Genomic DNA, 25,602 nt, shown 5'->3' with positions numbered 1-25,602 from the left:
GACAAAGATGGCCATTACAGATGCAATTGCGTCAGCGGTGCGGAGCACTCTGACCCATAAGGCCCATAAGGCAGACAGGCCAAGGGATCCAGCTGGCCAAGATAGGCCCACAGCGCCTTCTCAGGAGGGATCCCTGATTCTCCACGTGGGGGGCATGAGTTGTGCCGGCTGCGTTCGCACCGTTGAGCAGGCCCTGCTGAGACAGCCGGGGGTGGTTAAGGCCAGCGTTAACCTGGTTACCGAGTCGGCCCTTGTGGAGTTTGCCCCTGGGATCCGGCCCGACCCGCAGCACCTGGCCCAGATTTTGACAGAGGCAGGGTTTCCCAGCCGCTACAGTTCAGAGGGTGAGGCCCTCTCCGGCGGGAGTTCCGTTCGCGTCAGCGGTGCGGAGCACTCTCAAGATCCCTCTTCCCCTCCCGGTGGGTGGGAAGAAGCCTTGGATGTGCCTGCGGATCCCCTCTCTCGGCAGCGACAGCAGACCCGACACCACATTCGCCAAGCGCTCACCGCCGCTTTTTTGCTGCTGATTTCTGCCGCCGGACACTTGGATCTCTTCGCCCGTCTGGGCTTGCCCCTCCTTAATGATGTCTGGCTGCACTGGGGCTTGGCGACCTTGACTTTTGTCGGCCCAGCTCGCGGCATTGTCCTGGATGGTTGGAGAGGGGCGCGGCGGCTGGCCCCCAACATGAACACCTTGGTTACCTTGGGATCCGGATCGGCCTACCTGGCCAGTCTGGCGGGGTTGTTGGCCCCTCAGGTGGGCTGGGAGTGCTTTTTCGACGAGCCCGTCATGATGCTCAGCTTCATCCTGTTGGGACGGGCCTTGGAACAGCACAGCCGCCTGCGGGCGGCCAGCAGCCTGCAATCGCTGGTGAGCTTGTGTCCCAGTTTGGCTCGGCGGGTTCAGCCTGCAGAGAAGGCGGGATCTCTGGCTTCCAGCCCAGAGGGGAACCTGGATCTGGGATCCCAAACCGGAGAATGGTGCCCTGTCGAACAGGTGCGAGTGGGGGATTGGCTCCAAGTGCGGGCCGGCGAACAGATCCCGGTGGATGGAGAAGTCATTGCCGGCCAGGCCACGGTCAACGAGGGGATGCTGACAGGGGAACCCTTGCCGGTGCTGAAACAAGTGGGGGATCCCGTGGTGGCGGGAACGCTGAACCAATCGGGGTTGCTGCTGTGCCGGGCGACGCGCACCGGGAAAGACACCACCTTGGCCCAGATCATCCGCCTGGTGGAAGAGGCCCAAGCTCGCAAGGCCCCCATCCAAGGGATAGCCGACCAGGTGGCGGGCTACTTTACCTATGGGGTGGTGACCCTGGCCATTCTCACCTTTGGGTTCTGGTACTGGATTGGGATCCCACTCTGGGGGAGCGACGGTGCGGAGCACTTCGTCCTGGCGGGGTTCAGCCTGCACGCCCATCTGCATCTGAGTGACCATCCCCCTCACCCCACACCTCTGCTCAGCAGCCTCAAGATGGCCATTGCCGTTTTGGTGGTGGCCTGCCCCTGTGCTTTGGGGTTGGCTACGCCGATGGCCATCCTGGTGGGTACTGGCTTGGGAGCCGAGCGGGGTTTGCTCATCCGAGGGGGAGATGTTCTGGAGAAAGCCCATCGCTTGCAAACGGTGGTCTTCGACAAAACCGGCACCCTCACCCAAGGGGATCCCCACCTGACGGACTGTCTCAGCCTTGACCCCTCCCTAGATTCCAATCGCCTGCTCCAACTGGCGGCCACAGTGGAAAGCGGCACTCGCCATCCGCTGGCGCAAGCCATTTTGCAAGCCGCCCGCACCCAGGGTTTGCCGTTGCTCTCCGCCGGCGAGTTTCAAACCCAGCCGGGGATAGGGGTTGCTGCCCAAGTGGAAGGGCAGGCAGTGGTATTGGGATCCCTGGATGGGCTGGCTGCTTTGGGGATCCCAATTTCCCCAGAGACCCAGGCCCAGGCCGAGGCGCTACTGGCAGCCGGCAAAACGGTGGTGGGCGTGGCTGTAGAGGGATCCCTGGTGGGGCTGCTGGCAGCCCAGGATCCCTTGCGGCCCGATGCGCAGGCAACGCTGCAACAGCTCCGGAAAATGGGCCTGCAGGTGGTTTTGCTAACCGGCGATCGGGCGGAGGTGGCCCACCAGGTGGCTGAGGCTCTGCAAGTGCCAGGTCTCCGCGTTATCGCCGAGGTTCACCCGGCAGACAAAGCTCAAGTCATCCGAGATCTGCAGGCCCAGGGTCAGAGGGTGGCCATGGTGGGCGATGGCATCAACGACGCTCCGGCTTTGGCCCAAGCCGATGTGGGCATTGCCCTGCATTCCGCTACCGATGCCGCCCTTGAGACCGCCGATATCATTCTGATGCGCAACCACCTCTGGGATGTGGTGCAAGCCATCCGCCTCAGCCGCGCCACCTTCCGCAAGATCCAGCAGAACCTCCTCTGGGCCTTTGGCTACAACCTGGTGGGGATCCCGGTGGCAGCAGGCGTGCTCCTACCCCCCTTTGGCATTGGGCTTAGCCCGGCAATCGCTGGGGGTCTCATGGCCTTGAGTTCCCTCAGTGTAATCCTCAATTCACTCCTCTTGAGGCGAACTTTTGTACCCCGTAGATCTTCGAGTAGCCGCAGCTAAAAAAGTGTTAAAAATTACGAATGACTAAGTATCGATCGTTAAGTCTTCCGAGGTTTTACCGAGCTTCTGACACAATTTCCGCTGCGTCCAAGCCAAAAATTCGGCAACTTCGATTACATTTGATTAAAAAGATTAATCCGCTTTAACTTTTGAGGATTTGGTTGTAAGATTAGACCGAAACCAAGCTGTAAGCGCATCTTCTGGTTTCTTACTTAGCAAAGCAAAAACCGTGAAAATACTGAGAAAGCGCATCTTGCAGCGGTGAAGGGAGCAAAAGTATGGCGATGCTTGGAGATCTTCAGGAATTTTCCTTATGCGACCTGTTGCATTTAATGGAAAAGGGTAAGAAAGCAGGGCAATTATCCATCTGGGCACCCAATGGCATTCAGCGGATTTGGTTTTACCAAGGTCGGGTGGTCGCCGCCCTCACCCCTGAAGAAAAGCATCGTTTGGAAAGCCTGCTGACGCGCTTTGGCTTGGTGGACGAGCAGGTGGTCAGCCAGTTGGTCGCTAGGGGCTTGGAGGAGCCTCTGGGGCGTTGCCTGCAGCGGCAAGGGTTGATCTCGCCCGTAGATTTGGCCAAGCTCTTTCGCCATCAACTGCAAACCGGCCTCTACAGCCTCTTTGCCCTCGAATCCGGCCAGTTCAGCTTCCTGCCCAACGTGCCCATGCCCTACCGAGAAATGACTGGCCTCAGCAAAAGCGCCACCGCTGCTGTCCTGGAAGCCCTGCAGCAGCTCAAGCTGGAGCAACGCCCCGAAAAAGACCTGCCCGAACCCGATAGTTGCTTTTGGCGTACCAGCACCGAACTGCCTCTGTTCAAACTTTCTGCGCTGGAGTGGGGGATCCTGGAGCAGGTGTCGCCTTCCCGCAAGCTGACGGCTTTGGCTCAAGCACTGGGGGCAGACCTGCTGGAGGTGCGCTATGCCTGCGCCCGTCTGGCGAAGCTGGGGTTGATCAGCCCTTGTGAGGGGCCAACGGTTCTGGCTCGGTCTGGTCACTGGGAGCTGTCCAAGTCGATTGCTGAGGAGGTGAATCCCGAGCCGGTGAGGGAGAGGCTGGGGGCAAGGGTGCCTGGTCTCCAGGATGAGGGCAGCCCGGTCAAGCCTTCTCTGGTCAGTCGATTAGCCACCCTCCTCAAGGGCATGCGCGAAAAGTGAGGTAAACCTAACGGAAAAAAACAATCTTCTGGCTTTGTAAAGAACTTGGAAGGGTCTATAACTTTTCTCTAACTTCCGCTCACAGAGAAAGCAAAAATAGGAGTTCTATCTTACGAAGCGACATGATCCAACACAAAGCTGAAACAAAGGAAACTAGAACTCTTCTGTGAAGGGCTTCCGAGTGCTGCCTAATTGTATTCCTTGATAGATTTTCCCGGATAGTAAGTGTAACTGCTGGCGCGCAGAGTACCTAGCTACAAAGAACACAGCCGTTGATACACGGTTGTTGTCCGAGAGTACATGTACAAGAATGGGGATGTCTGAAATGTTACTAAGGCATTGATTTCCACTTATCCCACCGAATCAGAGGCTCGAAAAAATCTTATGGCCATAGTTGGAGACCTCCAAGAATTTTCCTTGCCTGATTTGTTGCAACTGATCGAGAGGGGCAGCAAAACAGGACAGCTCTGTATTTGGGCGCCCAGAGGTATCTACAGGATCTGGTTTTACCAAGGTCGGGTCATTGCTGCCCTACCACCTCAGGAAGAACACCGCCTGGAGAGCTTGCTGGCCCATTCCGGCTTGGTGAGCGAGCGGGTGGTCGAGAAGCTGGCTTCCTTTTGCGGCTCGGAAGAGCCTCTGGGGCGTTGCTTGCAGCGGCAAGGGTTGATTACCCCAGCAGCCCTGGCCAAGCTCTTCCGCCATCAACTGCAAACCGGCCTCTACAGCCTCTTTGCCCTCGAATCCGGCCAGTTCAGCTTCCTGCCCAACGTGCCCATGCCCTACCGAGAAATGACCGGCCTGAGCAAAGGCGCCACCGCTGCTGTCCTGGAAGCCCTGCAGCAGCTCAAGCTAGACCAGCGCCCCGAAAAAGACCTGCCAGAGCCTGATAGCTGCTTTTGGCGTACCAGCACCGAACTGCCTCTGTTCAAGCTTTCTGCGCTGGAGTGGGGGATCCTGGAGCAGGTGTCGCCTTCTCGCAAGCTGACGGCTTTGGCTCAAGCACTGGGGGCAGACCTGCTGGAGGTGCGCTATGCCTGTGCCCGTCTGGCCAAGCTGGGGTTGATCAGTCCCTGTGAGGGGCCAACGGTTCTGGCTCGGTCTTCTTCGGCCAGTCGCTTAGAGCTGTCCAAGTCAGTGGCTGAGGGGGTGAATCCTGAGCAAGTGAGGGAGAGGCTGGGGGCAAGGGTGCCCGGTTTTCAGGATGAGAGCGGCCCGGTCAAGCCTTCTCTGGTCAGTCGATTGGCCACCCTCCTCAAGGGCATTCGCGAAAAGTAAAAGCATAAGGACATTTGCGGTCATGTTTTCGGTTTTCGGGTAGAAACATTAGAAATAGGGAATCAGCAGGGAGATATAGGATGGCTAATCTGTCCTCTTTGCAGGCGATCCTCCAGAGCTATGTTGCCAATACGCCAGAAGTCCAGGGAGCAGCAGTGGTCACCCCTGACGGGTTACCTTTGGCTTCCACATTGCCTGTGGGTATGGATGAAGAGAGAACCTCTGCTATGTCGGCTGCCATGCTTTCTTTGGGCGAACGGATTGGGAGAGAGCTAGGGCGCGGAGCCATAGAGAGAGTTTTTGTACAGGGGGAAAAAGGATACGGGGTTTTAACCAGTTGTGGCCCCGATGCTGTCTTGCTGACAATTGCCAGTCATGAAGTCAAGCAGGGCTTGCTTTTTTTGGAAATTAAGCGAGTCGCGGCAAGCATTGCAGAGGCGATGAAGTAAGAAAACCAAATGCGGAAGCTAAGTCTTTAGATCCTATCCTGACGTTGAGGGAACTATGGCCATTAAACCTTCGGAGCTGCTCCAAGTCCTGATCTCGCGCACGCAATTCACCGATGATGACAAGAAGATTTTGCAGCAAAGTGCTGACTGGGGCAGCAGTATTGCGGTAGAAATGTCAGATGCCTTTTACGGCTATCTGGATCGCGATGCCGAAATGGCGGCAGTGATAGCCAAACACAACCGGCAGCGGCTGGGCCAAACCTTTGCCGACTGGTTCAAGGAAATGTTTACGGGCATGGATAACTGGGGGCCACAATACGCTGAGCGGCGCTGGAAGATTGGCATAGTTCATGTGCGCGTTGGGATCGGCCCTCAACATGTTGTGCCTGCTATGGCCACAGTTGTGCAGGAGGTCAGTCGGCGGTTGGTGAAAGAAGGCAAGCCTGAGCAGTTGCGCACCAGCTTGAGCAAGGTCTGTATGATTGACCTCTCCTTTATTGAGCAAGCCTACCTTGAGGTGGCCTACAATGCAGTGCAACAGGAAACAGGCATGAGTGAGGCTTTGTTCAAACGATTAATCGCCAATGGTGCTAACAGTTTAATTTGAGTTAATTTGAGTTAGAGTAGACTCTTGCTTGCTCTACTTGCTTAATTTCTCTGACTTCTGATTAGGCTGAGGCATCTGAGTTTCCGGAATCTCCACGAAGCAAAGCTGTTGTCAGTATCTCTATTCAAACTATCTGAGAATTATCTGAGAAACAAGCTGGGGATAGTTTTACCTCCCGTGCGGCACATGTGGTGCAGTTCCTCAAGGCTTTATTCGGCTTTGTCGCTAGAGCTTAGTCTGAGGCTGGTTTATGGGAAATATCTTGCGAATTGTTGTAACAGGGCCGGTGGGAGCTGGAAAGTCTACCTTTATTCGCACGATTAGCGAGATCGAGGTGGTGGACACCGATTGCAAAGCAACAGACGAGGTAGCAGAACTGAAGAAAACCACAACGGTAAGCATGGATTTTGGCCGTTTGAGGATTGGAGAGGATGAAGAAGAGATGTGGCTGCATCTCTACGGTACTCCCGGCCAGTCTCGCTTTAACTTTATGTGGGATATTTTGATTAAGCGTGCCCACGGCTATGTTCTTCTGGTGCCTGCGCACCTGCCGGGCCAGTTTCGCAATGCCCAAGCCATTCAATCTTTTATGAAGGCCAGGACGAGCGCCCCCTACGTGATTGGGATCACCCACGTCGATCAACCCAATGCCTGGGATCCAGAAGACATTTTGTTAATTTTGGGGAATCAGGACGGTTCAGTTCCGCACACCACTTTGAATGCCCAGGAGCCGGCTTCTGTTGCCAACACGTTGCTTCTGTTGGTTGAGCAAATGATGCCCCAGGTGGTTGTTTGAACAGATTTTCAGGTATCCGCCGGTCTAGAACTTCAGCAACATTGGCCCTAGCCAAGACAGGCGTATCTTTTGCGTGACAGGGATCCCTCCCGCAAAGCCGGAAAAGGGGAGACTGGATTCTGTGGAGATTCGCCGGATAATAAAATGTCCTGAGTGCTCTTTCTGGCCAGCCATTGAACCAAGGGGATCCCTGCTGTGTTGCTTCTTGACTGCTCTCCCCTGACCCTTTCCCCAGAAGAAGCGCGGGAGAAACTGTTGTATCTCCTCGCCCAACTGGCCTATCGAGAAGGCTCCTTTACCCTCACTTCTGGACAGAAGAGCCCCTACTACATCAACTGCAAACCGGTTACCCTTCACCCCCAAGGAGCTTATTGGGTGGGATCCCTGCTGCACCGACTGTTGCCGCCCGAAACCGAAGCAGTGGCTGGGATGACGCTGGGAGCGGATCCCTTGGTGACGGCGGTGAGTTTGGCCTCCCTGAGGGCTGAGCCTGCCAACCTAGCCGCCCTAATCGTGCGCAAAGAGCCCAAGGGGCACGGCACGCAAGCCTGGATCGAGGGGCCGGAGTTGCCGGCAGGCAGTCGGGTGTGGATCCTGGAAGATGTGGTGACCACCGGCAGTTCTGCTTTGAAGGCTGTCGAACGGGTGCGGGCAGCCGGCTACCGGGCGGAAGGGATCCTGGCTTTGGTGGATCGGCTGGAAGGGGCAGAAGACCGCTGCCGAGAAGCAGGGATCGCCTTTCGTCGCCTATTCACCCTTCCAGAAGTGCAGGCTTGCCATCGGGCCTTGACCTCAGGAAAATCAAAGGACTAGCCTGCCCCCTTGGTGAGCATCAAAGCTTTGGAGAGCGGACATGCTGCCCCCTGCCTACTCAGCTCTGCCCAGCCGAAATCTGCCGAGCCTACCGCATCGGGCGCGGGTGGCTGTGTACGTGGTGATGAACATCGAGCACTTCACCTTTGGCAAGCTGGGCACGGCCATTCAACCCCATCTCACCAGCTCCCCTGAGATCGCCAACTACGGCTGGCGGGACTATGGCAATCGGGTGGGCATTTGGCGCTTGTTTGAACTGTTCGCGGAGCTGGGGATCCCGGTGACGGCGGCCTTGAATGCGGAAATGGTGGATCTTTACCCCCCCATCATCGAAGGGATCCGCCAATACGGCTGGTCGGTGCTGGCCCACGGCTGGAACAACTCCACCGGCCACAGCGGCCTGGCCCGTGACGTCGAACAGGAGCTCATTGAGCGCAGTTTGTCCCTTTTGGAGAAGGTGTCGGGATCCCGCCCTTGGGGCTGGCTGACGCCGGGGTTTTCCGTTAGCGAGAACACCTTTGACCTGCTCAAGGCTGCCGGGATCCGCTACACCACCGACTGGGTAAACGACGACCAACCCTACTGGCTGCAGACTGCCGCCGGCCCTCTCTTGGGGATCCCCTACACTCTAGAGGCCAACGACATCAGCCTTTGTCTGAGCGCCCGCCTGCCGGCAGAAGCCTTTGCCCAAGCCCTCATCGACCAGTTTGATCAACTGTGGCAAGATGGGGAACGCTCCCCCCGCGTCATGGCCATCGGCCTACATCCTTTCATTGTCGGGCAGCCTCTGCGGATGGGATCCCTGAAAAAAGCCTTGCAGCACATCCAATCTCGCCCTCAGACTTGGCTCACCACCGGTGATGGCCTCTACGACTGGTATGCCCAAGCCTGTCCTGCTCCTGAGACGCCCTGACGGGATCCCCTGGCCAGAGGGAAAAGCGCGTCTTGGCCTTGGATCCTGCTCATTTTTTAACTTTGTTCTAATTTTGTCTTGTCTGGAGCTGTCCACCGTGGCTCCAGAAGTGACAGCATAGGCGGTGAAACCACCTAGGGCAAAAGGGCTTGGCCATGCGCATGGGCAGACTCAGTGGGATCCTCCTGCACCCCACCTCGCTACCGGGGCCATTTGGTATCGGCGATCTGGGGCCATCGGCTTATCGCTTTGTGGACTTTCTGGTGGAGAGCGGCCAACGCCTCTGGCAGGTTCTTCCTCTTGGGCCGACCGGCTGGGGCAACTCCCCCTACATGAGCTTTTCCTCCATTGCCGGCAACCCGCTTCTCATCAGCCCGGAGCTATTGGTGGGGGCCGGTTGGCTGGATCCCAACAGTTGGCAGGATCTGCCCCAATGGCCAACGATCCAAGCCGGGTCTGCCGAGCGGGTGGACTACGAAACCGTGATCCCCTTCAAGCTGGGCCTGCTGCACCGCGCCTGGGCAACCTTCAAAGAAAAAGCGTCCGCCGCCGACTGGGAAGCCTTCCAAGCCTATTGTGCTGCCGAAGCCGATTGGTTGCCCGACTATGCCCTGTTCATGGCCCTCAAGGATGTGTACGGCGAGCAAGAGTGGAACCAATGGGATCCGGCCTTGGTGCGACGGGATCCGCCGGCCCTGCAAGAGGCTCGCGACCGCTATGCCGATGCCATTACCGAGCAGATGTTTTGGCAGTATCTGTTCGCCCAGCAGTGGGGATCCTTGAGGGAGTATGCCCATCGGCATCAAGTGCAGCTCATCGGGGATGTGCCCATCTATGTTGCCCCCAACAGTGCCGACGTGTGGGCCAACCGGGAGCTGTTTCACCTGGATGAACAGGGACGGCCTTTACAAGTAGCCGGTGTGCCGCCGGACTATTTCAGCCCCACCGGGCAGCGCTGGGGCAACCCCCTCTACAACTGGGAAGTGCTCAAGGCCCGTGGCTACGACTGGTGGATCAAACGCATGCAGGCCATTCTCAAGCAAGTGGATTGTGTGCGCATCGACCACTTTCGCGGCTTCGAGAGCTACTGGGCCATTCCGGGCGATGCGGAAACGGCTGTGGAAGGGGAGTGGCAAAAAGGGCCGGGAGCAGATTTCTTTCAGGCCCTGGCCGACAAGCTGGGGGAAATCCCGGTGATTGCCGAAGATCTGGGAGACATCACGCCCGAGGTGTTGCAACTGCGGGATCAATTCGGCCTGCTCGGCATGAAGGTGCTGCTGTTTGCTTTTGGTTCCGGGCCGGATAACCCCTATTTGCCCCATGCCTACGAGCGTAACTTTGTCGTTTACACCGGCACCCACGACAACAATACGGTGGTGGGCTGGTTTCATGACCCGGAGCGCTCGGAGTGGGAAAAACAAAACCTGCTGCGCTATTTGGGCTGCCAGGGATCCGGGGGCATCCATTGGGATCTGATCCGCTTGGCCCTTTCTTCCGTAGCCGACCTGGCCATCATTCCCCTGCAGGATGTGATGGGGCTGGGGGCAGAGGCGCGCATGAACTTCCCCGGCACCACCGAGAACAACTGGGCCTGGCGCTACCGCGAGGACATGCTGCGGCAGGACATGATCCAGCGGCTGGCCGAGATGAGCGTGACCTATGGGCGCATCTCTCCTCAAGAGTTGGAGCAACGGCGAGCAGCCCTAGCCCAAGAACGGGCGGCAGGGTCTTCTCAAGCTGCCCCCAGCCTCGTCTAATGCTGGATCCCGCCCATCAGCAGCCCGATCCGCTCTTCGGTGGCCTCTTCAGGCCTGAGTTCTCCTACCAGGCGGCCCTCATGGATCACCAAAATGCGATCCGACAAGCTGATCACCTCATTCAAATCCGCCGATACCAGCAGCACCCCCATGCCCTGATCCCGTGCCTGCAGGATGCGGCGATGAATGGCCTCGATGGCCCCCACATCCACCCCCCGCGTCGGCTGGGCAGCCACCAGCACCTTGGATCCACAGGAAAGCTCCCGTCCCACAACGATCTTCTGGGCATTGCCCCCAGAATAGCGGCGGGCCGTCAGGGAAATGCTGCGGGGGCGAACGTCGAAGCTCTCCACCACCTGGCGGGCATGTTGGTCAATGGCCTCTTCCCGAAAAAATCCCAACCAGCCGGTATACGGCTTTTGATGGTGATCCCCCAGGATCAGGTTGTCGCGGGTGGGGAAATCCAGCACCAAACCTCTCACATTGCGATCTTCGGGGATATGACTCAGACCCCAGCAACGCACCTGTCGGGCCGAAGCAGACAGGGATCCGGCTCCATAGCGAATTTGGCCGCGGTAGCTTCTCAAGCCGGTGATCGCCTCCACCAATTCCGTTTGGCCGTTTCCCTCCACACCGGCAAGGCCCACAATCTCGCCGGCACGTACCTGGAAGCTCGCCCCCGCCACCGCCGGCTTCCGCCCCGGTATATCCACCCACAGATCTCGCACATCCAGCAACACCTCCCCAGGGGTAGCGGCCTTTTTTTCAACGGTCAGACTGACTTCCCGCCCCACCATCAGCCGCGCCAGTTCCTGGGCATCGGTTTGGGCAGTGGGCAACGTCGCCACCACCTTGCCATCCCGAATGACGGTGACGCGGTCGGCCAGTTGCATTACCTCCTTCAGCTTGTGGCTGATGAAAATGACAGCTCCCCCCCGCCGGGCAAAGCGGCGCAAAAACGCAAACAGCTCGCCTGCCTCCTGCGGAGTCAACACTGCCGTCGGCTCATCCAAAATCAAGATGCGGGCCTTGCGGTAGAGCATTTTCAAGATCTCCACCCGCTGCTGTAGGCCTACCGGCAGATCCTCCACTCTGGCGTCGGGATCCAGATGGAAGCCCATCTCGGCAATCAACTGAGCCACCTCAGCCCTGGCCCGACGGAAATTGACCTGAAAAAGATGGCCGGGTTCGGCCCCAAGAACCACGTTTTCCGTAACCGTCAAGGGATCCACCAACATAAAGTGTTGATGCACCATCCCAATTCCCAACCGAATGGCATCGGCGGGACTGTGAATTTTGGCCGGTTGCCCATCCACTTGAATGGATCCCTCGTCCGGGCTGACCAACCCATAGACGATCTTCATCAGGGTAGACTTGCCCGCCCCGTTCTCCCCCATCAGCGCCAGAATCTCTCCCCAACGCACCTCCAGATCGATGTGGTCGTTGGCCAGCACCAGAGGATAACGCTTGGTGATCCCCTGCAAGCGAAGGGCAATATCGCTGCGATGGGATCCCTCTGCCAAGGAAGGATCAGGCCCACTCATGAGGTGCTTCTTGAACGCCTTTTCCAGCATAGGTTGTGAACTGCCATGCCAGAGGAAAGCATTTCTGGGGGTATTGTGAGAGTCTCTCTTTTTCTAAGCACTATGGTCATTTCGATTCAAACTGGGACACTGCACCCACACCTAAAACGTTGGTCACGTCGTTACGTCGTCGCATCGTCGCGTCAGCGTTGCGGTTCCCGTCAGGGTGCCGTAGGCATAGCAATAGCGCTGCGGAGCAATAATGCACGGGGCCAGAAGGCTTTTTTCAATAGCCCAGGCGTCTTACCCTAGCCTGAAACAACTATGTCTAATAACTAATGGTGCAACATCCAAGGTCGCCCACAGGATTGGGAGCGATATTTTGGCGAGTTTGGATCAGAATTTGAGTGCTGTTCACGCTTGATCAGTTTGGGTTCTCTTCCCCCCTTTGAAATAGGCAAAGAGCTGGAAAGCTGAACCATGGGAACTGAAATGAGACGTTTCCCTTCCTGATTGCAAGAAGGACAATAGGCCGGATCTCGATATTGAGATAAGGGCCGCCATACCTCAAACTCCCCACAGGTTTGACACTTAAACTCATACAGCGGCATCTTCCTATTCCACCCCCTTGAACGAGGCATCGGATAACATTCACCTAGGGAGAATATCTATGTCGAAGATTTGCGTAGGAACAGCCACCGTACAGCAAGCATTGGGAATATCGACGATCCCACTCACTCTGCCCTCCACCGGTGCAGAACTGAGCAGCAGATAAGCTTGTTCTCCCGTAAAGCCGAATTTTTTCAGATATTCGATGGCATTTAAGCAGGCGCGTCGATAGGCAATGTGAACATCCATATAATGCTGCTTACCTGTAAGCTCGTCCACAGAAATGCCCTCAAACACAAGGTATTCCGAGTAACGTGGCTCAACAGGGCCGGGCTTAAAAATGGGGTTAACCAATCTGTACTTCTCAACACCACCCTTGATTAGATCGACGTGGAGATCGATGTAGCCCGACATCTCAATAGCGCCACAAAAAGAGATCTCCCCATCCCCTTGCGAGAAGTGAATATCTCCCATCGACAGCTTGGCACCCTCCACGTAAACCGGGAAGTAGATCCGTGTTCCTTTAGACAGGTTTTTAATATCGCAATTACCGCCGTGCTCTCGCGGGGGCACCGTCCGAGCCGCTTCAGCAGCAACCCGCTCATACTCTGACTTGGGCAAAGTTCCCAAAATTGCGTTCTTGGGATTGGGCAAGGCGGCCAGCACAGGCTGATTGCCGGATAGCCCCGCGCCGTAAGTGCGCAAATCGGGAGCCGAAGCGACCAGCTCAGCTTCCCGCTTATTCCAAGCCGCCAGCAACTCGTGAGATGGGGCACAGCCAATGAGGCCGGGGTGAATGATGCCGGCAAAGCGCACATGGGGAATGTGTCTGGAAGTGGTGTAAATGCCTTGAAAATCCCAGATGGCTTTGGCCGCGTTGGGAAAATGATCGGTGAGGAATCCCCCTCCATTTTCTTTGGCAAAAATACCTGTAAACCCCCACTCGTCTCCCGGCAGTGGCCCAATGTCTAACAGATCGACAACCAGGATATCTCCAGGCTGGGCGCCGTTAACCCAAATAGGCCCACTCAAAACATGGACAACGCTTAGGTCAACCTGCTCAATGTCGGAAGGATCATCGTTGTTTTTGATTTGCCCATCCGTCCAGTCTTTACACTCAATTCGGAATACCTCGCCAGGGTTTACAGAAACCACAGCGGGAATATCAGGATGCCAGCGGTTGTGACCCGGTAGATCCTGTTGATCCATTGGCTTAGTCAGGTCAACTTTAAACAGCGTTTTGGGCATGGGATCCTATCCTTGAGTCATCACTCTGCGGTCAGACTTTGAATGCACAAAAGCCTATCTCCAATAGAGAAGCTAATACTGTAGTAAAAGCTACAATTCATAGTGCTGTTATCTACAATCGCAGAGCGGGAGATGAGGAGCTTAGATCGACAGGCTATTTCACTGCAATTCAAAGTAACTATCAATCAATTCACCAAAGTAACGGCCAATCCATTCGGCGACAGATCGATTTAGCCGTCAGCTCCTAAAGCGTTGCAGGATCCTCTCCAGAAAATCCCTAGAGAACATGGTGGGTTGTCGGCCAAATCCTGATTTTTCAATTAGCCCCCTTGGCTTCCCTTGAGAAAGGGAAACTCAAGCTCTTTCTTGAGCTCCAAGTTCTGAAAACCCAATTGCCGCAAGCCGGGGATCCCGAATGCTCGGGCTAGTCAAGTGCCTGTAGCTGGGCTAGGAAATCTGCCACCGTCAGGGATCCCAGCTCCTGCCGATGGCGCTGGCGCACGCTCACCGTTCCTGCCGCTTGTTCCTGTTCCCCCACGATCAACATAAAAGGGATCCGGGCCTTCTCGGCACTGCGGATTTTTTTGGGCAAACGATCGCTGTCGGCATCGATGTGGACGCGGATCCCCTGCTCTCGCAGCTGATCCCGCACCTGGGTGGCGTAGCCCAGATACTGATCGGAAACGGGCAAAATGCGCACCTGTTCCGGGGCCAGCCAGAAGGGAAAATCCCCAGCGTATTCTTCAATCAGGATCCCAATGAGTCGCTCCAGCGAGCCAAAGGGAGCACGGTGAATCATCACCGGACGCTGCCGGGATCCATCCTCAGCTACGTATTGCAGATCAAAGCGCTGTGGGTTTTGGTAGTCCACCTGAACCGTGCCCAGTTGCCACTCCCGATCCAGCGCGTCGCGGAAAATAAAATCCAGCTTCGGCCCATAGAAGGCTGCCTCTCCGATCCCTTCAAAGTGGGGCATCGACAACTTCTCCACAGCGCGACGGATGGCATTTTCGGCTTTGTCCCAATCTTCGGGGGATCCCAGATATTTGTCCGACTTGGGATCCCGGAAGCTGAGGCGGGCGCGAAAATCCTTGAGCTTGAGCTTATCGAAAACCACCAAAATGAGATCGACAACCTTGAGAAACTCCTCCTCCAATTGATCGGGGCGAACAAACAAATGGGCATCGTCCACCGTGAAGCCACGCACTCGCGTCAGACCTCCCAATTCCCCCGATTGCTCGTAGCGATAAACGGTGCCGAACTCGGCATATCGTAGGGGCAAATCGCGGTAGGATCTCAGCTCGGATTTGTAGATTTGGATGTGAAAAGGACAATTCATCGGCTTCATGACAAAGCCCTGTTCAGCCGCACGCGCCTGCTCATTCTCCGACATCATGGGAAACATATCTTCCCGATACTTTTGCCAGTGGCCGGAGATCTTGAACAAGTCCACACGGGCAATATGAGGGGTAACCACCGGCAGGTAGCCCCGCTTGAGCTGCTCCTGCTTGAGAAAATCCTCCAGCACCGAGCGCAGAATGGTGCCCTTGGGTGTCCAGAGAGGCAGCCCCGGCCCCACCTCATCCGAAAACAAAAATAGGCCCAGTTCTTTGCCCAGCTTGCGGTGATCCCGCCGTTTGGCTTCTTCCAGCCGCCGTTTGTATTCTTTCAGCTCCTCTGGGGTCTCCCAGGCGGTGCCGTAGATGCGTTGGAGCTGCGGCTTGGTTTCATCCCCCCGCCAATAAGCGCCGGCCACACTGAGCAAATCAAAGGCTCTGGGGTTGAGATCTCGGGTGTTTTCCACGTGGGGGCCAGCACAGAGATCCCACCATTCATCCCCCAAGTGATAAATGCTGATGACCTCTCCTTCGGGAATGCTGTCCAAGATCTCCAGCTTATAGGGTTCGCCGAGGGCTTCGATTCTGCGCCTGGCTTCTTCCCGGCTCACCTCCTCGCGGATCACCGGCAAACCTTTTTTGATGATCGCCTGCATCTCTTTTTTGATGCGGTCGAGATCCTCAGGCGTAAAGGGTTCGGGATGGTCAAAATCGTAATAGAAGCCGTAGTCGGTGGTGGGGCCGATGGTCACCTGGGCCTTGGGAAACAGCTTTTGCACCGCCATAGCCAGGACATGGGAAGTGGTGTGGCGGATGCGCTCCAGTTGGGGAGACTCGTGAGTGCGCAGCAGTTTGAGGGTGCTGTTGGCCTTCTGAGGTGATTCGGCTGGCTGAGACATCGGAACCTACTTTGAAACAAACAAATCAAATACTGTGTCCCTATCTTAGGCTGGGGCGAGAGCGGCAGGGATCCCAAGCTGAGTCCATTCCCCTGTTTGCCGAGTCAATCGCAAACCTGACAACTGGGCCCGGAACAAGGGGGGAAAGTACACAGTATCCTAAAGGGGTTGACCCCCACACCCGAGCCATGATCTCTTCGCGCACCGACTTCACGGAATGCCCTGTCGCCTCTGCTCCCCCAGTTTCCGAAACCGGCCCGGCTTCTCGTCCTGAATCTTGGGCTGCCCCCGTTCTGGCCGCCATCGATGTGGGCAGCAACTCTCTCCACATGGTGGTGGTGCGCATCAATCCCCGTATCCCCAGCTTCACCATCATCTCCCGCGAAAAAGCCACCGTGCGGCTGGGGGAATACTGCAACCAGACGGGTGCCCTGACCCCTGCAGCCATGGAGCGGGCCCGAGTGGCCCTGGAACGATTTTGCCGCATTGCCGAGAGCTTTCAGGTGCATTCCATTGTTGCGGTGGCCACCAGTGCTGTGCGCGAGGCCCCCAATGGGCCGGAGTTTTTGAAGCGGATTGAACGGGAGCTGGGCCTGCGGGTGGAGTTGATCTCGGGGCAGGAAGAGGCCCGCCGCATTTATCTGGGAGTGCTCTCGGCGATGGAGTTCCACAACCGGATGCACGCGGTGGTGGATATCGGCGGTGGCTCCACAGAGCTGATCTTGGGCAATGGCCAAGAGCCGGAGTTTCTGCGCAGCATCAAGGTGGGAGCTGTGCGTCTAACCCAGGCTTTTTTGCACCACGATCCGCCCACTTCTGGCGAACTGCAAGCCCTGCGCCAGCACATCCGCGGCATGCTGGAATCCCCCATTGAGCAGATGAAACGGATCGTCGCATCTTCACAACAACAGGGATCCCTGCCTTTGGTGGGCACCTCTGGCACCGTCGAGAGCCTGGCCCAGTGGGATGCCCGCCGTCGTTTGGGCGCTCCCCCCAGTCGCCTGCAGGGGTATGAGTTCAGCTTGGAAGCCTTGCGCGGCTACATCAAAGAGCTGCGATCCCTGACGGTGGCCGAACGGCAAAAACTTCCCGGCCTAGGGGAAAGACGGGGGGAGATCATCCTGGCCGGCGCCCTGATCCTAGAGGAAGTGATGAGTCTGCTGGGGGTAGAGCGGGTTCAATTTTGCGAACGGGCTTTGCGGGAAGGGCTGATCGTGGATTGGATGATCGGCCAAGGCTTGATTGAGGATCGGCTGCGCTACCACAGCTCGGTGCGGCGGCGCAGTGTGCTCAAGCTGGCGGAAAAATATCAGGTGGAGCTGCCCTATGCCGAACGGGTGGCCGAATTTGCCCTCAGCCTCTTCGACCAGACCCGCGGCCTGTTGCATGGTTGGGGATCCCGCGAGCGGGCCCTCCTCTGGTCAGCGGCCATGCTGCACAACTGCGGCCACTTTATCAGCCATGCCGCCCACCACAAACACTCCTACTACCTGATTCGCCATGGGGAACTGTTGGGCTTCAATGAAGAAGAGGTGGAAGTGATCGCCAACTTGGCCCGCTACCACCGCAAATCGCCTCCCAAGAAGAAGCACGAAAACTTTCAGCGCCTCACCGACGAACGGGATCGCCAAATCGTCTTGGAACTGAGCCCCTTGCTGCGCATGGCTTGTGCCCTGGATCGCCGCCGTCTGCAAGCCATCCAAGCGCTGCACTGCCGTTTTCAGCTCTTGGGAGAAGGCTCTCGGCAGATGGAGCTGATTTTGGATCCCAGGCATCCCAATGATGACTGCGCCTTGGAGCTGTGGAGCTTGAACGAGAAGAAAAAAGTCTTCGAACAGCAGTTCAAGCTGCAGGTGATCCCCAAATTGTCCACTCAGATCGAGCGCAGCTCAAATCCTTTTGAGGCAGCAGTTTAGCCCCTGCCCGCAGGAGGTTTCTGGTGGGCACCTGGCAACGGTAGAATGTTTGACGATGAAGCTGTGGTTGTGGGCGGCTCTCCCGCCACTGAATGCTGAGCAAAACGGAGTTGTTGAGATGGCCAAGTTGTTGTTGGGGGATCAAGCCTTTGAGGTCGAGCTACTGACGGATACGCCCACCAATTGGCCGGGAATTAAAGTCATGTCCAAGGGGGCCAAGCTGGATATTCCGGCTGGAACTGTGGTGAAGGTGGAGTCCGAGGATGACCACGCGACCGGGTCCTACAAAGTGGTCTATCGTCTGGCCCCCGCCTATCCCCGCAGTTGGAGGCTGCTCCTAGAGCGGGAGAGCGCTGCTACCGCGCCTCAAGCGGCATCGGCCCCAGAACCAGAGGTCGCTCAGGCCAGCAGCTCAGAAGGAGGGCTGCCGAATAGCGATAAAATCTTCACCATCAAGGTATCCGGCCTTGTGGGAGGAGGCGTGCGCAGAAGCGTTGTCGAGTACAAAGTGCCCTTCAGCCGCCTTTCCCAAGAAGTGAAGCGGATTACCCAAATGGGAGGCAAAATCATCGGCATTGCTGAATCCAATCTGTTAAGCAACCTTGAGTAGCCGGTGGCTTTCTGAGAGACGCTGGGTTCTTTTGCCAAAGCCGCCGATTCAAACTCTCCCAACCAAAACTCTCTTGCTTGGAGAGCATAAGGGATCCCTGCAGTTTTTGGGTAGGCAGCGGCTGCTCCCATACCCCTAACTTAAGAATGGGGTGGTAGGCTGTCATTGGTTTTGCCGTTGTCCAGAAGGCTGCCTTTCCCCTCTGTGCTGGGGGTGGCTTTCTGCTGAGAAAAGGCGTTCCGGTGAGGGCTGAACTACTTGAGCGCCATCGACATGATTGAAAGTGGGGAGTGAGGTCATGACATCTCAACGACATCCAACGCGCTTGGGAGGGTCGATACCCCAAGGCTACTCAGGCTCTGGGTCAACAAAGGGATCCCAGCCATACTCCTCACCCACTTCACGACAGAGCTTTCCCCATCCCCCTCGACGTTCGCCGGCAAAGTCTCGCCTTAGGTCGTTCCACTTTTTCAGCTTGCTGGTGATCCTGCTGGGGTTTGGGACTGGAGCCCTGGTAGCCTGGGCAACTGCTCATCCCGATTGGGTCAGCCGCTTGCCAGGGCTATCGCCGCCTGTAGCCGAGATACCCGCTCCCCGCGCCCATGCCAAAGCGGCTCAACAGCGCTTGCCCCTTCCCCAAGAGCTGCAACTGGAACGGGATCCCTTTGCTTTGGATCCCTTGGCCAGTCTTTCCTATGTGCCCGCCATCATGTATCACGATGTGGTGGCTGGCCGCAAGCAGGTCTGGTTCGACACTACGGCGGCGGAGCTGCGGCAACACTTTGAGGCCATTAAGCAGGCGGGGTTGACCCCCATCCACATCGACCAACTGTACAAACACCTGCGGGACGGGGATCCCTTGCCCGAAAAAGCCATTTTGCTCACTTTTGACGACGCCTACCTGGGCCTGTACGAGAACGCCTACCCCCTTTTGAAGGAGTACAACTACCCCGCCACCTACTTTGTGCAAACCGGCTTTGTCGGCGTGCCCACCAGCAAGGATCACTTCACCTGGGATCAAATGCGGGAGATGGATGCCAGCGGGCTGATCGACTTTGCCGCCCACACCGTCACCCATCCCCCTGACCTGCGGGTGCTAGACGATGCCCGTCTGCGGCGGGAAGTGTTCGACTGCAAGACCAAGCTGGAGCAGGAGCTGGGCCACCCCATCCACTACTTTGCCTATCCCGAAGGCAACCGGGACGAGCGGGTGAAGCAATACCTGGCCGATGCCGGTTACCGGATGTCTTTTACGATGGATCCCGGTTTTACAGGACAATCGCCCAACTTGCTGGAGGTGCGACGCTTTAACCAGTTTCGCATCACCGAGGCCATCATTGGCGCCCGCACCTTCACCCTCAACCGCAGCCCCGACTACCGGCTGGATGTGACCCAACCGTTGGCCTTGACCGACGAAGTGATCGACCAGGTGCGTGTTCTCACCCTTCGCGGCGGGCGGGCGGCTACGGTGCATGCGGAGCGGCGCTACGAGGTCAGCACCCTGGCCCAGCGCTACCAGGCCGATGCCGGCATCAATGGCAGCTTTTTCTCCATCCCTTGGATCAACTCTGCCAGCAATGTCATGGTGGGGCCGGTGATGGCTGCCAACCACAAGACCTTCATCCCCGGTCGTCCCGAAGATGACCAGGCAATCCGCGGCCGGCCGCTGGTGCTGCTGGGCAGGGATCGCCTCCGCTTTGTGCCCTTTGATCCCGACACCATGACCCACTTGGAGAACATCCGCCAGTTGATGCCGGATGTCACGGATCTGTTTGTGGCCGGTCTATGGCTGGTTAAGGATGGCCATGCCCTCTCTCCGGCGGAGATCAACTCGTTCCGCCTTGCCAGCGCTGCTGAGTTTCGCCCCAGAGCTTTCTTTGGGGTAGATGACCAGGAGCGGGTGGTGATCGGAGTTACCAAAACCCACGTCAACGCCGCCATCCTGGCCAGTCTGCTGCCCAAAACCGGGATCCGGGAAGCCGTGCTGCTGGATTCTGGCTTTAGCACGTCGCTGGTCTACCAGGGGCAGATCTTGGGCACGGGCCATGCTGCTCCCCATCAGCCTAGCCGTCCTGTGCCCCATGCCATTTTGCTCTACGACCTGACTCGCCTTTGGCGGGAGGATCCCCATCCCGAGGCCAAGGCTGGCTCTGAGGGAGATCGGCTGGAGGGGCTGGTGCAACTTTTGCCCGGCAGCGAGCAAGAGGCGGCCAAAGCCCAACTCAAGAGCATTCTGGCCGGCCAACGCACGTTGAGGCGGGGGGATCGGGGGGCAGCGGTGGTAGCTGTGCAACTGGGGTTGAGCCGTTTGGCCGCTCAGCAGGGACGGCTGGATCTGCTCCCCTCTGGCCCCGATGGGGTGTATGGTCAAGAGGTGGCCCAGGCAATGGCGGAATTGGTGCTAAAAGAGCCCAGCGATAGGTCAGAACCTGTTGCTGAGGGATCCCTTCCTCAAGCCACCCCCACCCCCCTGGTGGCCGGAACGGCGACATCCCCCCACAGCGTGGACATCCTCGATGCTCAACTGCTGCAGCGCCTGCTGGAGCGTGTCCACTGGACTCCTCCCTCGGTACTGGTGGATACGCGCTTGGAACGGTCAGCCTTGCTCCTAGAGCGCAAGCCGGAGCGTAAGCTGCTGCCCAGCGCTTCTGTCCAACCCCACACCGGTGCTCCCAGCCCGACCTCCGGGTTAAGTCGGTAATCTGCGATACAGCCATTCCGCAACAGAGGGTCTATCCTGGCCGAAGAAGTCCGGCTTGCCTCTAGCCCTGGGGGCTAAGTTTGCTGTTTACCCTGCCGGTGGTGCTTAGGAGAGGTGTGCTGAGGGAGGTCATGACATCTGCTGCTGAAGGGGGGGCCGAGAACCCTGGGGCGACCTGGGTAATGGAGAAGCGGATTCTCGGCAACCCGGCTGATCCCCTGCGGTCGGCTGCCCAGCTCGAGCCGAGCATGTGGGTACGGCTGTTGTATCCTCCTTCTGTTAAGGGGAGGCTGGGGATCGTCCTCACCCGTGAAAACCGCGACCGCTGGCTGGTGACTCTGGCCGGTGAGGGAGAAGAGGTGGTCCTGTCCCTGGCGGTACGGGAACTGGTACCCCTTGGCTGAGGTTGTCAAGGATATCTTGGCGAGGGCTGGTTCTGTTATCCTGCTCTCAATGCGGTTTTTCAGGTCGCTGCTCTATGGTTGCTGCTCTGGCCTTCAACCCTTCCTCGGATCCCCCTCGATCGCTTCTGCCCGAGGAGATCACCTGGCTGGTCAGCCTCAGCTACAACGAACAGGGCCTGATCCCGGCCATCGTGCAGGACTACCTGGACGGAACAGTGCTGATGATGGCCTGGATGAACCGGGAATCGCTGCAAAAAACCCTGGAAACAGGCCGCACCTGGTTTTGGAGCCGCTCGCGGCAGGCGTTGTGGCCCAAGGGGGAAACTTCTGGCCATGTGCAGTGGGTCAAACAAATCCGCTACGACTGCGACGGCGACGCCCTGGTCATCCTGGTGGAGCAGGTGGGAGATGCGGCTTGCCACACGGGGGCGCGCAGTTGCTTCTTCCGCCCACTGCCAGGGGATCAAAGGGATCCCATCCCGGCAGCAGATACTCTGTCTCAGGTGTTTGCCGTGGTCAAGGCCCGCCAGGCGGATCCCCGTCCCGATTCCTACACCAGCAGCTTGCTAGCCAAGGGGGAAAATGCCATTTTGAAGAAACTTGGCGAGGAAACGGCTGAGGTGGTGATGGCGGCTAAGGATCAAGACCGCGTGGCTTTGGCCCGTGAGATGGCCGACCTCTGGTACCACTGCCTCGTGGCCCTTGCTCACTATCAGGTAGATGTTAGGGATGTCTATCGCCAGCTCCAAGCCCGCCGTTCCGCCAAGTGAAAGGGCCATGTCCCCCGAAGGCGGTGCTCCCGCAGATCCCTCTCCGTCCTCTTGGGATCCCTCCCTGGACAAAGCCCACCTGGATTTACAAGCCGCGCGCTGTGGCCAAGTGGATCTGGAAACCGATCGGGAGACCTTGGCCCGTTACCTGAGAGGCCATGCCCAGTGGATCCAGCGGTGCTTCAGGCCATTGCAGGTGGAAGCTTTGTCTGCCGAGACTTACAGGTTGCAGTTTTTCCGCATGGGCGGGCTGGGGTTTGAGCTGGAGCCCAGTTTTGGGGTCAAGATCTGGCCGGATAAAGATTACCGGTTTTGTCTGACCTCGATTGAGTTGCCCGGCGATGAAGGAATGCCTTACCGGGTCAGCTGCCAAGCCGATTTCCAGCTGGAGGAGCTGCAGGGATCCCTGAAAGACCTGCCCACCACCCGTGTTCACTGGGCTCTTCATCTGGAGATCTGGCTGGCTTTGCCCAGGTTTTTGCAGGTTCTGCCCCGCAAGTTGGTTTATCGGGTGGCCCATCAAGTGGTGCAGCAGGTAACCCGGGGTATGAGTGACCGCCTCACCCACAATGTGTGCAGCGATTTCTATCGCTCTATTGGGTGTCCCGATCACCCCTATCGCTTAATTGCAGTGGAAGACAAAGCGTGATATCTTAGGTGCCAAGTAAGTTGCCGGTCAGCTTTCGAGTAGTGCTCCGGCAACCGGCGATGGAGTTCGCCGCAACCGCCTCACTTGGAATTTTTCTATAGAGGAAGAGGGTTCTAACCTCAAAAGCTGAGGCTAATGACTCCTACACTTCTGGGCAAGTCCAGGGGGTAGGGGTCTTTGGCTTTGTTTGAGGCCCCACCCTGCGGACGCGATGGTGCTCCCACTCCTGACGCGGATGGCTTTTTCTCCCTGGGCTGCCCTTCAACACCCTGACGACAAGGAGATGAGGATCTGGTGATGCTGGGCAGTTGGCTGTGGATCTTGGTGATGGGCTTTTTTGTCGGCCAAATCGTGGGTCGGCTGGGGATGCCCCCCCTGCTGGGGATGATCCTCGTGGGGATCTTGCTGGGAGATGTCCTATCCCCGGAGGTGCTGGCAGCGGCGGGGGATCTGCGGGTGGTGGCGGTGATGATCATTTTGATGAAGGCGGGCCTGGGGCTGGATCGGGAGAAGCTGGCCCAGCAGGGATCCGTGGCGTTGCGGCTGGGGTTTTTGCCGGCAGCCTGCGAGGCGGTGGCGGTGGCCCCGTTGAGCACCTGGATCCTGGGGTTGGACTGGCCTACCGGTTTGCTGTTGGGCTGCGTGATTGGGGCGGAGTCGCCAGCCGTGATCGTGCCGGGGATGTTGCGCCTCAAAAGCCTGGGCTGGGGGGTGGCCAAGGGGATCCCGGATGCTATTTTGACCGGCAGCGCCCTTTCCGATGTGCTGCTGCTCTTAGGGTTTAGCCTGTTGCTCAGCTTTTTGGGCCAGGGCTCTGCAGAGAGCGTTCGCCTGCTGGGGCTGGAGCTATCGCCGCTGCAGTGGCTGCCGTTCCAAGTGGGGATGGAGATCCTGCTGGGCATAGCCATAGGCTACCTGGGGGCGCGGGTTCTGGTGTCGCTGCTAACCCAACAAAACTGGACTCGCAACAGCGTGCAGGAAGTGCTGCTGGCTGCCTGCATGGCCTTGGGCTTGGTGCTGGCGCCGCAGGTGTGGCCCTATTTTTCCGGCTATCTGGCGGTGATGGCCATGGGGTTTTTTCTGATTGAGCTGGATGCCCCTTTGGCGCGGCGGCTGCGGGGTGGGTTCGATGCCCTCTGGACGGTGGCGGAGATCGTGTTGTTTGTGCTACTGGGAGCGTCGCTGGATCTGGGGGTGCTGGGATCCGTGTTTTGGCCGGGCTTGCTGCTCTTGACCTTGAGTCTGCTGCTGGGGCGGGGCCTGGGTTGGTGGCTTTCCACTCTGGGAAGCAATTGGAACGGGCGGGAGCGGCTGTTTTTGCTACCGGGCAACATGGCCAAGGCGACGGTGCAGGCGGCTATTGGTGGGATCCCTTTGGCCCAAGGGATCCCCGGTGGGGAGATCATTTTGGCTTTGGCGGCTCTGTCGATTTTGGTCACGGCCCCCCTGGGTGCTTGGCTGACCCAGGTGTGTGCTCCCCGGCTTTTGGAAAAAGGAGAGGTGGATCCCACCAAGGTAGGCAGCCAGGGCAAGGTGAGCTTTTTGGCAGCGGTGGACACCTCCCCTTTGGCCGAAGCCGTGCTGCGCAAGGTGGCCGATTTGGCGCGGCGGGTGGATGGGGAAGTGATTGTGTTGCATGTTACCGATGAGCCGCAGGGGAAAGGGGTAGAACTGTTGCGGCAACTCACCCAGCGTCTTTTGGCGGACATTCGCCACCAGTTTTGCTTGGCCTCGGGGCCCTTGGCAGAGACCATCGTAACCCTAGCTCAGGAGCGGCAGGTAACCGACATCGTCATGGGCAAGCGGGGCCACCGCGGCTGGGAGCAGGTTTTGGTGGGATCTACCTCCCAGGCGGTGTTGGAAACCAGCTCCATCCCTGTCATTTTGGTGGAGCTTCCTCGGGATGAGCGGCAGACTAGCCTCTCTAGCTTGTCAAGAGGGGAGGACTCAAAGTAGGGATTACCCCAGGACCAACTTTGGATCCCGGGCGAGACCCTAATCAAGGGAACACTAAACTACGCTGGGCATGAATACGTTTGACTTACGTTGAAAACTCTAGCTCGCTGGGAGTTGCGAGGAAGTCAGTAGCTTCTTTACTTACGAGGTATCCATCTCCTCTCAGAAAGCACGAAACATCTTCTCTCTTTCTTGGTAGGGCAACACATGCCATCGTTAGGCCCGTGAACCAGCATATCCAGGCAAACCTGAGCACTCCCTCGAGAGCCTTTCTCAATTGAAATGTTACTAACTACAACTCTGTCTCCTAGAAATACAGGCTCCAAGGGCACAAGTTTTTGGCCACCTAGTAGTCCTGACAAGCTAATCCAACTAGCGGATCCTCCTGTATTGCTTGCTGCAATGGCAACAACATCCTGAAACCCGTCGTTATTGAGGTCGCTAAATTTTAGGTCTTGGAGCTTTGCCACTAGGAACCCTTCCTGAAAGACACTAGGTTGTGTTGATCTTTCATTTGAGCCAAAAGAGAGCACTGACGAGATAGAGAAAACTCAAGAAGTTCCTGGCCAATTTGTCAAAACGAGAACATAGATGCC

At 57.6% G+C, this 25,602-nt stretch carries 20 protein-coding genes, 1 pseudogene and 1 riboswitch; of the genes and pseudogenes, 16 read left to right on the top strand and 5 right to left on the bottom strand.

The window, feature by feature from the left end; translation table 11 throughout:
• The first annotated feature begins 7 nt into the window (after positions 1-7).
• The 9 genes from NW816_RS02235 (at position 8) to malQ (ending at position 10,384) form a co-directional block, all read left to right on the top strand.
• Positions 8-2,611: a heavy metal translocating P-type ATPase gene (locus tag NW816_RS02235; protein ID WP_414408103.1), complete on the top strand. Its 2,604-nt coding sequence runs from the start codon at positions 8-10 to the stop codon at positions 2,609-2,611.
• 278 nt (positions 2,612-2,889) lie between these two features.
• Positions 2,890-3,771 carry a DUF4388 domain-containing protein gene (locus NW816_RS02230; RefSeq protein ID WP_414408102.1) on the top strand — a complete coding sequence of 294 codons (882 nt, stop codon included), beginning with the start codon at positions 2,890-2,892 and terminating at the stop codon, positions 3,769-3,771.
• Positions 3,772-4,188: 417 nt separating this feature from the next.
• Positions 4,189-5,049 carry a DUF4388 domain-containing protein gene (locus NW816_RS02225; protein ID WP_414408101.1) on the top strand — a complete coding sequence of 287 codons (861 nt, stop codon included), beginning with the start codon at positions 4,189-4,191 and terminating at the stop codon, positions 5,047-5,049.
• Between the two features lie 98 nt (positions 5,050-5,147).
• The gene (locus NW816_RS02220) at positions 5,148-5,498 is read left to right on the top strand and encodes a roadblock/LC7 domain-containing protein (protein ID WP_414408100.1); all 351 of its coding nucleotides are present in this window, start codon (positions 5,148-5,150) and stop codon (positions 5,496-5,498) included.
• A gap of 55 nt (positions 5,499-5,553) precedes the next feature.
• Positions 5,554-6,105, top strand: coding sequence for a protoglobin domain-containing protein (locus NW816_RS02215; RefSeq protein WP_414408099.1), 552 nt, complete (start codon positions 5,554-5,556; stop codon positions 6,103-6,105).
• Between the two features lie 250 nt (positions 6,106-6,355).
• The gene (locus NW816_RS02210; RefSeq protein WP_414408098.1) at positions 6,356-6,901 is read left to right on the top strand and encodes a GTP-binding protein; all 546 of its coding nucleotides are present in this window, start codon (positions 6,356-6,358) and stop codon (positions 6,899-6,901) included.
• Between the two features lie 195 nt (positions 6,902-7,096).
• The gene (gene pyrE, locus NW816_RS02205) at positions 7,097-7,714 is read left to right on the top strand and encodes an orotate phosphoribosyltransferase (RefSeq protein ID WP_414408097.1); all 618 of its coding nucleotides are present in this window, start codon (positions 7,097-7,099) and stop codon (positions 7,712-7,714) included.
• Positions 7,715-7,754: 40 nt separating this feature from the next.
• On the top strand, positions 7,755-8,627 hold the full coding sequence (locus tag NW816_RS02200) for a polysaccharide deacetylase family protein (protein ID WP_414408096.1): 873 nt from the start codon (positions 7,755-7,757) through the stop codon (positions 8,625-8,627).
• A gap of 155 nt (positions 8,628-8,782) precedes the next feature.
• Positions 8,783-10,384 (top strand): 4-alpha-glucanotransferase, encoded by a 1,602-nt coding sequence (gene malQ, locus NW816_RS02195; protein WP_414408095.1) that lies wholly within the window; start codon positions 8,783-8,785, stop codon positions 10,382-10,384.
• Here malQ and NW816_RS02190 read toward each other — a convergent pair.
• From NW816_RS02190 to thrS, 4 genes are all read right to left on the bottom strand, one after another.
• Complete coding sequence (locus tag NW816_RS02190) at positions 10,381-11,928, bottom strand: ABC transporter ATP-binding protein (RefSeq protein ID WP_414408094.1); 1,548 nt, start codon at positions 11,926-11,928, stop codon at positions 10,381-10,383. The two genes, malQ and NW816_RS02190, sit on opposite strands and share 4 nt — an antisense overlap.
• A gap of 314 nt (positions 11,929-12,242) precedes the next feature.
• Complete coding sequence (locus tag NW816_RS02185; protein ID WP_041438561.1) at positions 12,243-12,518, bottom strand: FmdB family zinc ribbon protein; 276 nt, start codon at positions 12,516-12,518, stop codon at positions 12,243-12,245.
• Between the two features lie 40 nt (positions 12,519-12,558).
• Positions 12,559-13,764 carry a formamidase gene (gene fmdA, locus NW816_RS02180; protein ID WP_414356687.1) on the bottom strand — a complete coding sequence of 402 codons (1,206 nt, stop codon included), beginning with the start codon at positions 13,762-13,764 and terminating at the stop codon, positions 12,559-12,561.
• Between the two features lie 424 nt (positions 13,765-14,188).
• Entirely contained in the window at positions 14,189-16,000 is a 1,812-nt protein-coding gene (gene thrS / locus NW816_RS02175) for a threonine--tRNA ligase (protein ID WP_414408093.1), read from the bottom strand.
• Between the two features lie 188 nt (positions 16,001-16,188).
• Here thrS and NW816_RS02170 point away from each other — a divergent pair, with 188 nt between their 5' ends.
• From NW816_RS02170 to NW816_RS02140, 7 genes are all read left to right on the top strand, one after another.
• Complete coding sequence (locus NW816_RS02170) at positions 16,189-17,916, top strand: Ppx/GppA phosphatase family protein (RefSeq protein ID WP_414356684.1); 1,728 nt, start codon at positions 16,189-16,191, stop codon at positions 17,914-17,916.
• Positions 17,917-18,034: 118 nt separating this feature from the next.
• Positions 18,035-18,526 (top strand): phycobilisome linker polypeptide, encoded by a 492-nt coding sequence (locus NW816_RS02165; RefSeq protein ID WP_414356682.1) that lies wholly within the window; start codon positions 18,035-18,037, stop codon positions 18,524-18,526.
• A 481-nt stretch (positions 18,527-19,007) separates the two neighbouring features.
• Positions 19,008-21,227 (top strand): polysaccharide deacetylase family protein, encoded by a 2,220-nt coding sequence (locus NW816_RS02160; protein ID WP_414408185.1) that lies wholly within the window; start codon positions 19,008-19,010, stop codon positions 21,225-21,227.
• A gap of 131 nt (positions 21,228-21,358) precedes the next feature.
• Positions 21,359-21,631: a hypothetical protein gene (locus NW816_RS02155; RefSeq protein ID WP_414408092.1), complete on the top strand. Its 273-nt coding sequence runs from the start codon at positions 21,359-21,361 to the stop codon at positions 21,629-21,631.
• 74 nt (positions 21,632-21,705) lie between these two features.
• Complete coding sequence (hisIE, locus tag NW816_RS02150) at positions 21,706-22,401, top strand: bifunctional phosphoribosyl-AMP cyclohydrolase/phosphoribosyl-ATP diphosphatase HisIE (RefSeq protein WP_414408091.1); 696 nt, start codon at positions 21,706-21,708, stop codon at positions 22,399-22,401.
• Positions 22,402-22,408: 7 nt separating this feature from the next.
• The gene (locus NW816_RS02145) at positions 22,409-23,050 is read left to right on the top strand and encodes a DUF1997 domain-containing protein (protein WP_414408090.1); all 642 of its coding nucleotides are present in this window, start codon (positions 22,409-22,411) and stop codon (positions 23,048-23,050) included.
• 46 nt (positions 23,051-23,096) lie between these two features.
• Positions 23,097-23,202, top strand: a riboswitch (Fluoride riboswitch).
• Between the two features lie 145 nt (positions 23,203-23,347).
• The gene (locus NW816_RS02140) at positions 23,348-25,006 is read left to right on the top strand and encodes a cation:proton antiporter (RefSeq protein WP_414408089.1); all 1,659 of its coding nucleotides are present in this window, start codon (positions 23,348-23,350) and stop codon (positions 25,004-25,006) included.
• A 510-nt stretch (positions 25,007-25,516) separates the two neighbouring features.
• On the opposite strand, the pseudogene NW816_RS02135 reads toward NW816_RS02140, so the two are convergent.
• Positions 25,517-25,602: pseudogene (locus NW816_RS02135) on the bottom strand (IS5/IS1182 family transposase); the annotation flags it as partial.

Origin of the sequence: Synechococcus sp. W55.1 (assembly GCF_047461655.1) — a bacterium.
In the GTDB taxonomy this organism is placed as follows: Bacteria; Cyanobacteriota; Cyanobacteriia; order Thermostichales; family Thermostichaceae; genus Thermostichus.
The sequence above is the reverse complement of the archived record's forward strand: the minus strand, read 5'-3'. Positions and strand labels throughout refer to the sequence as shown.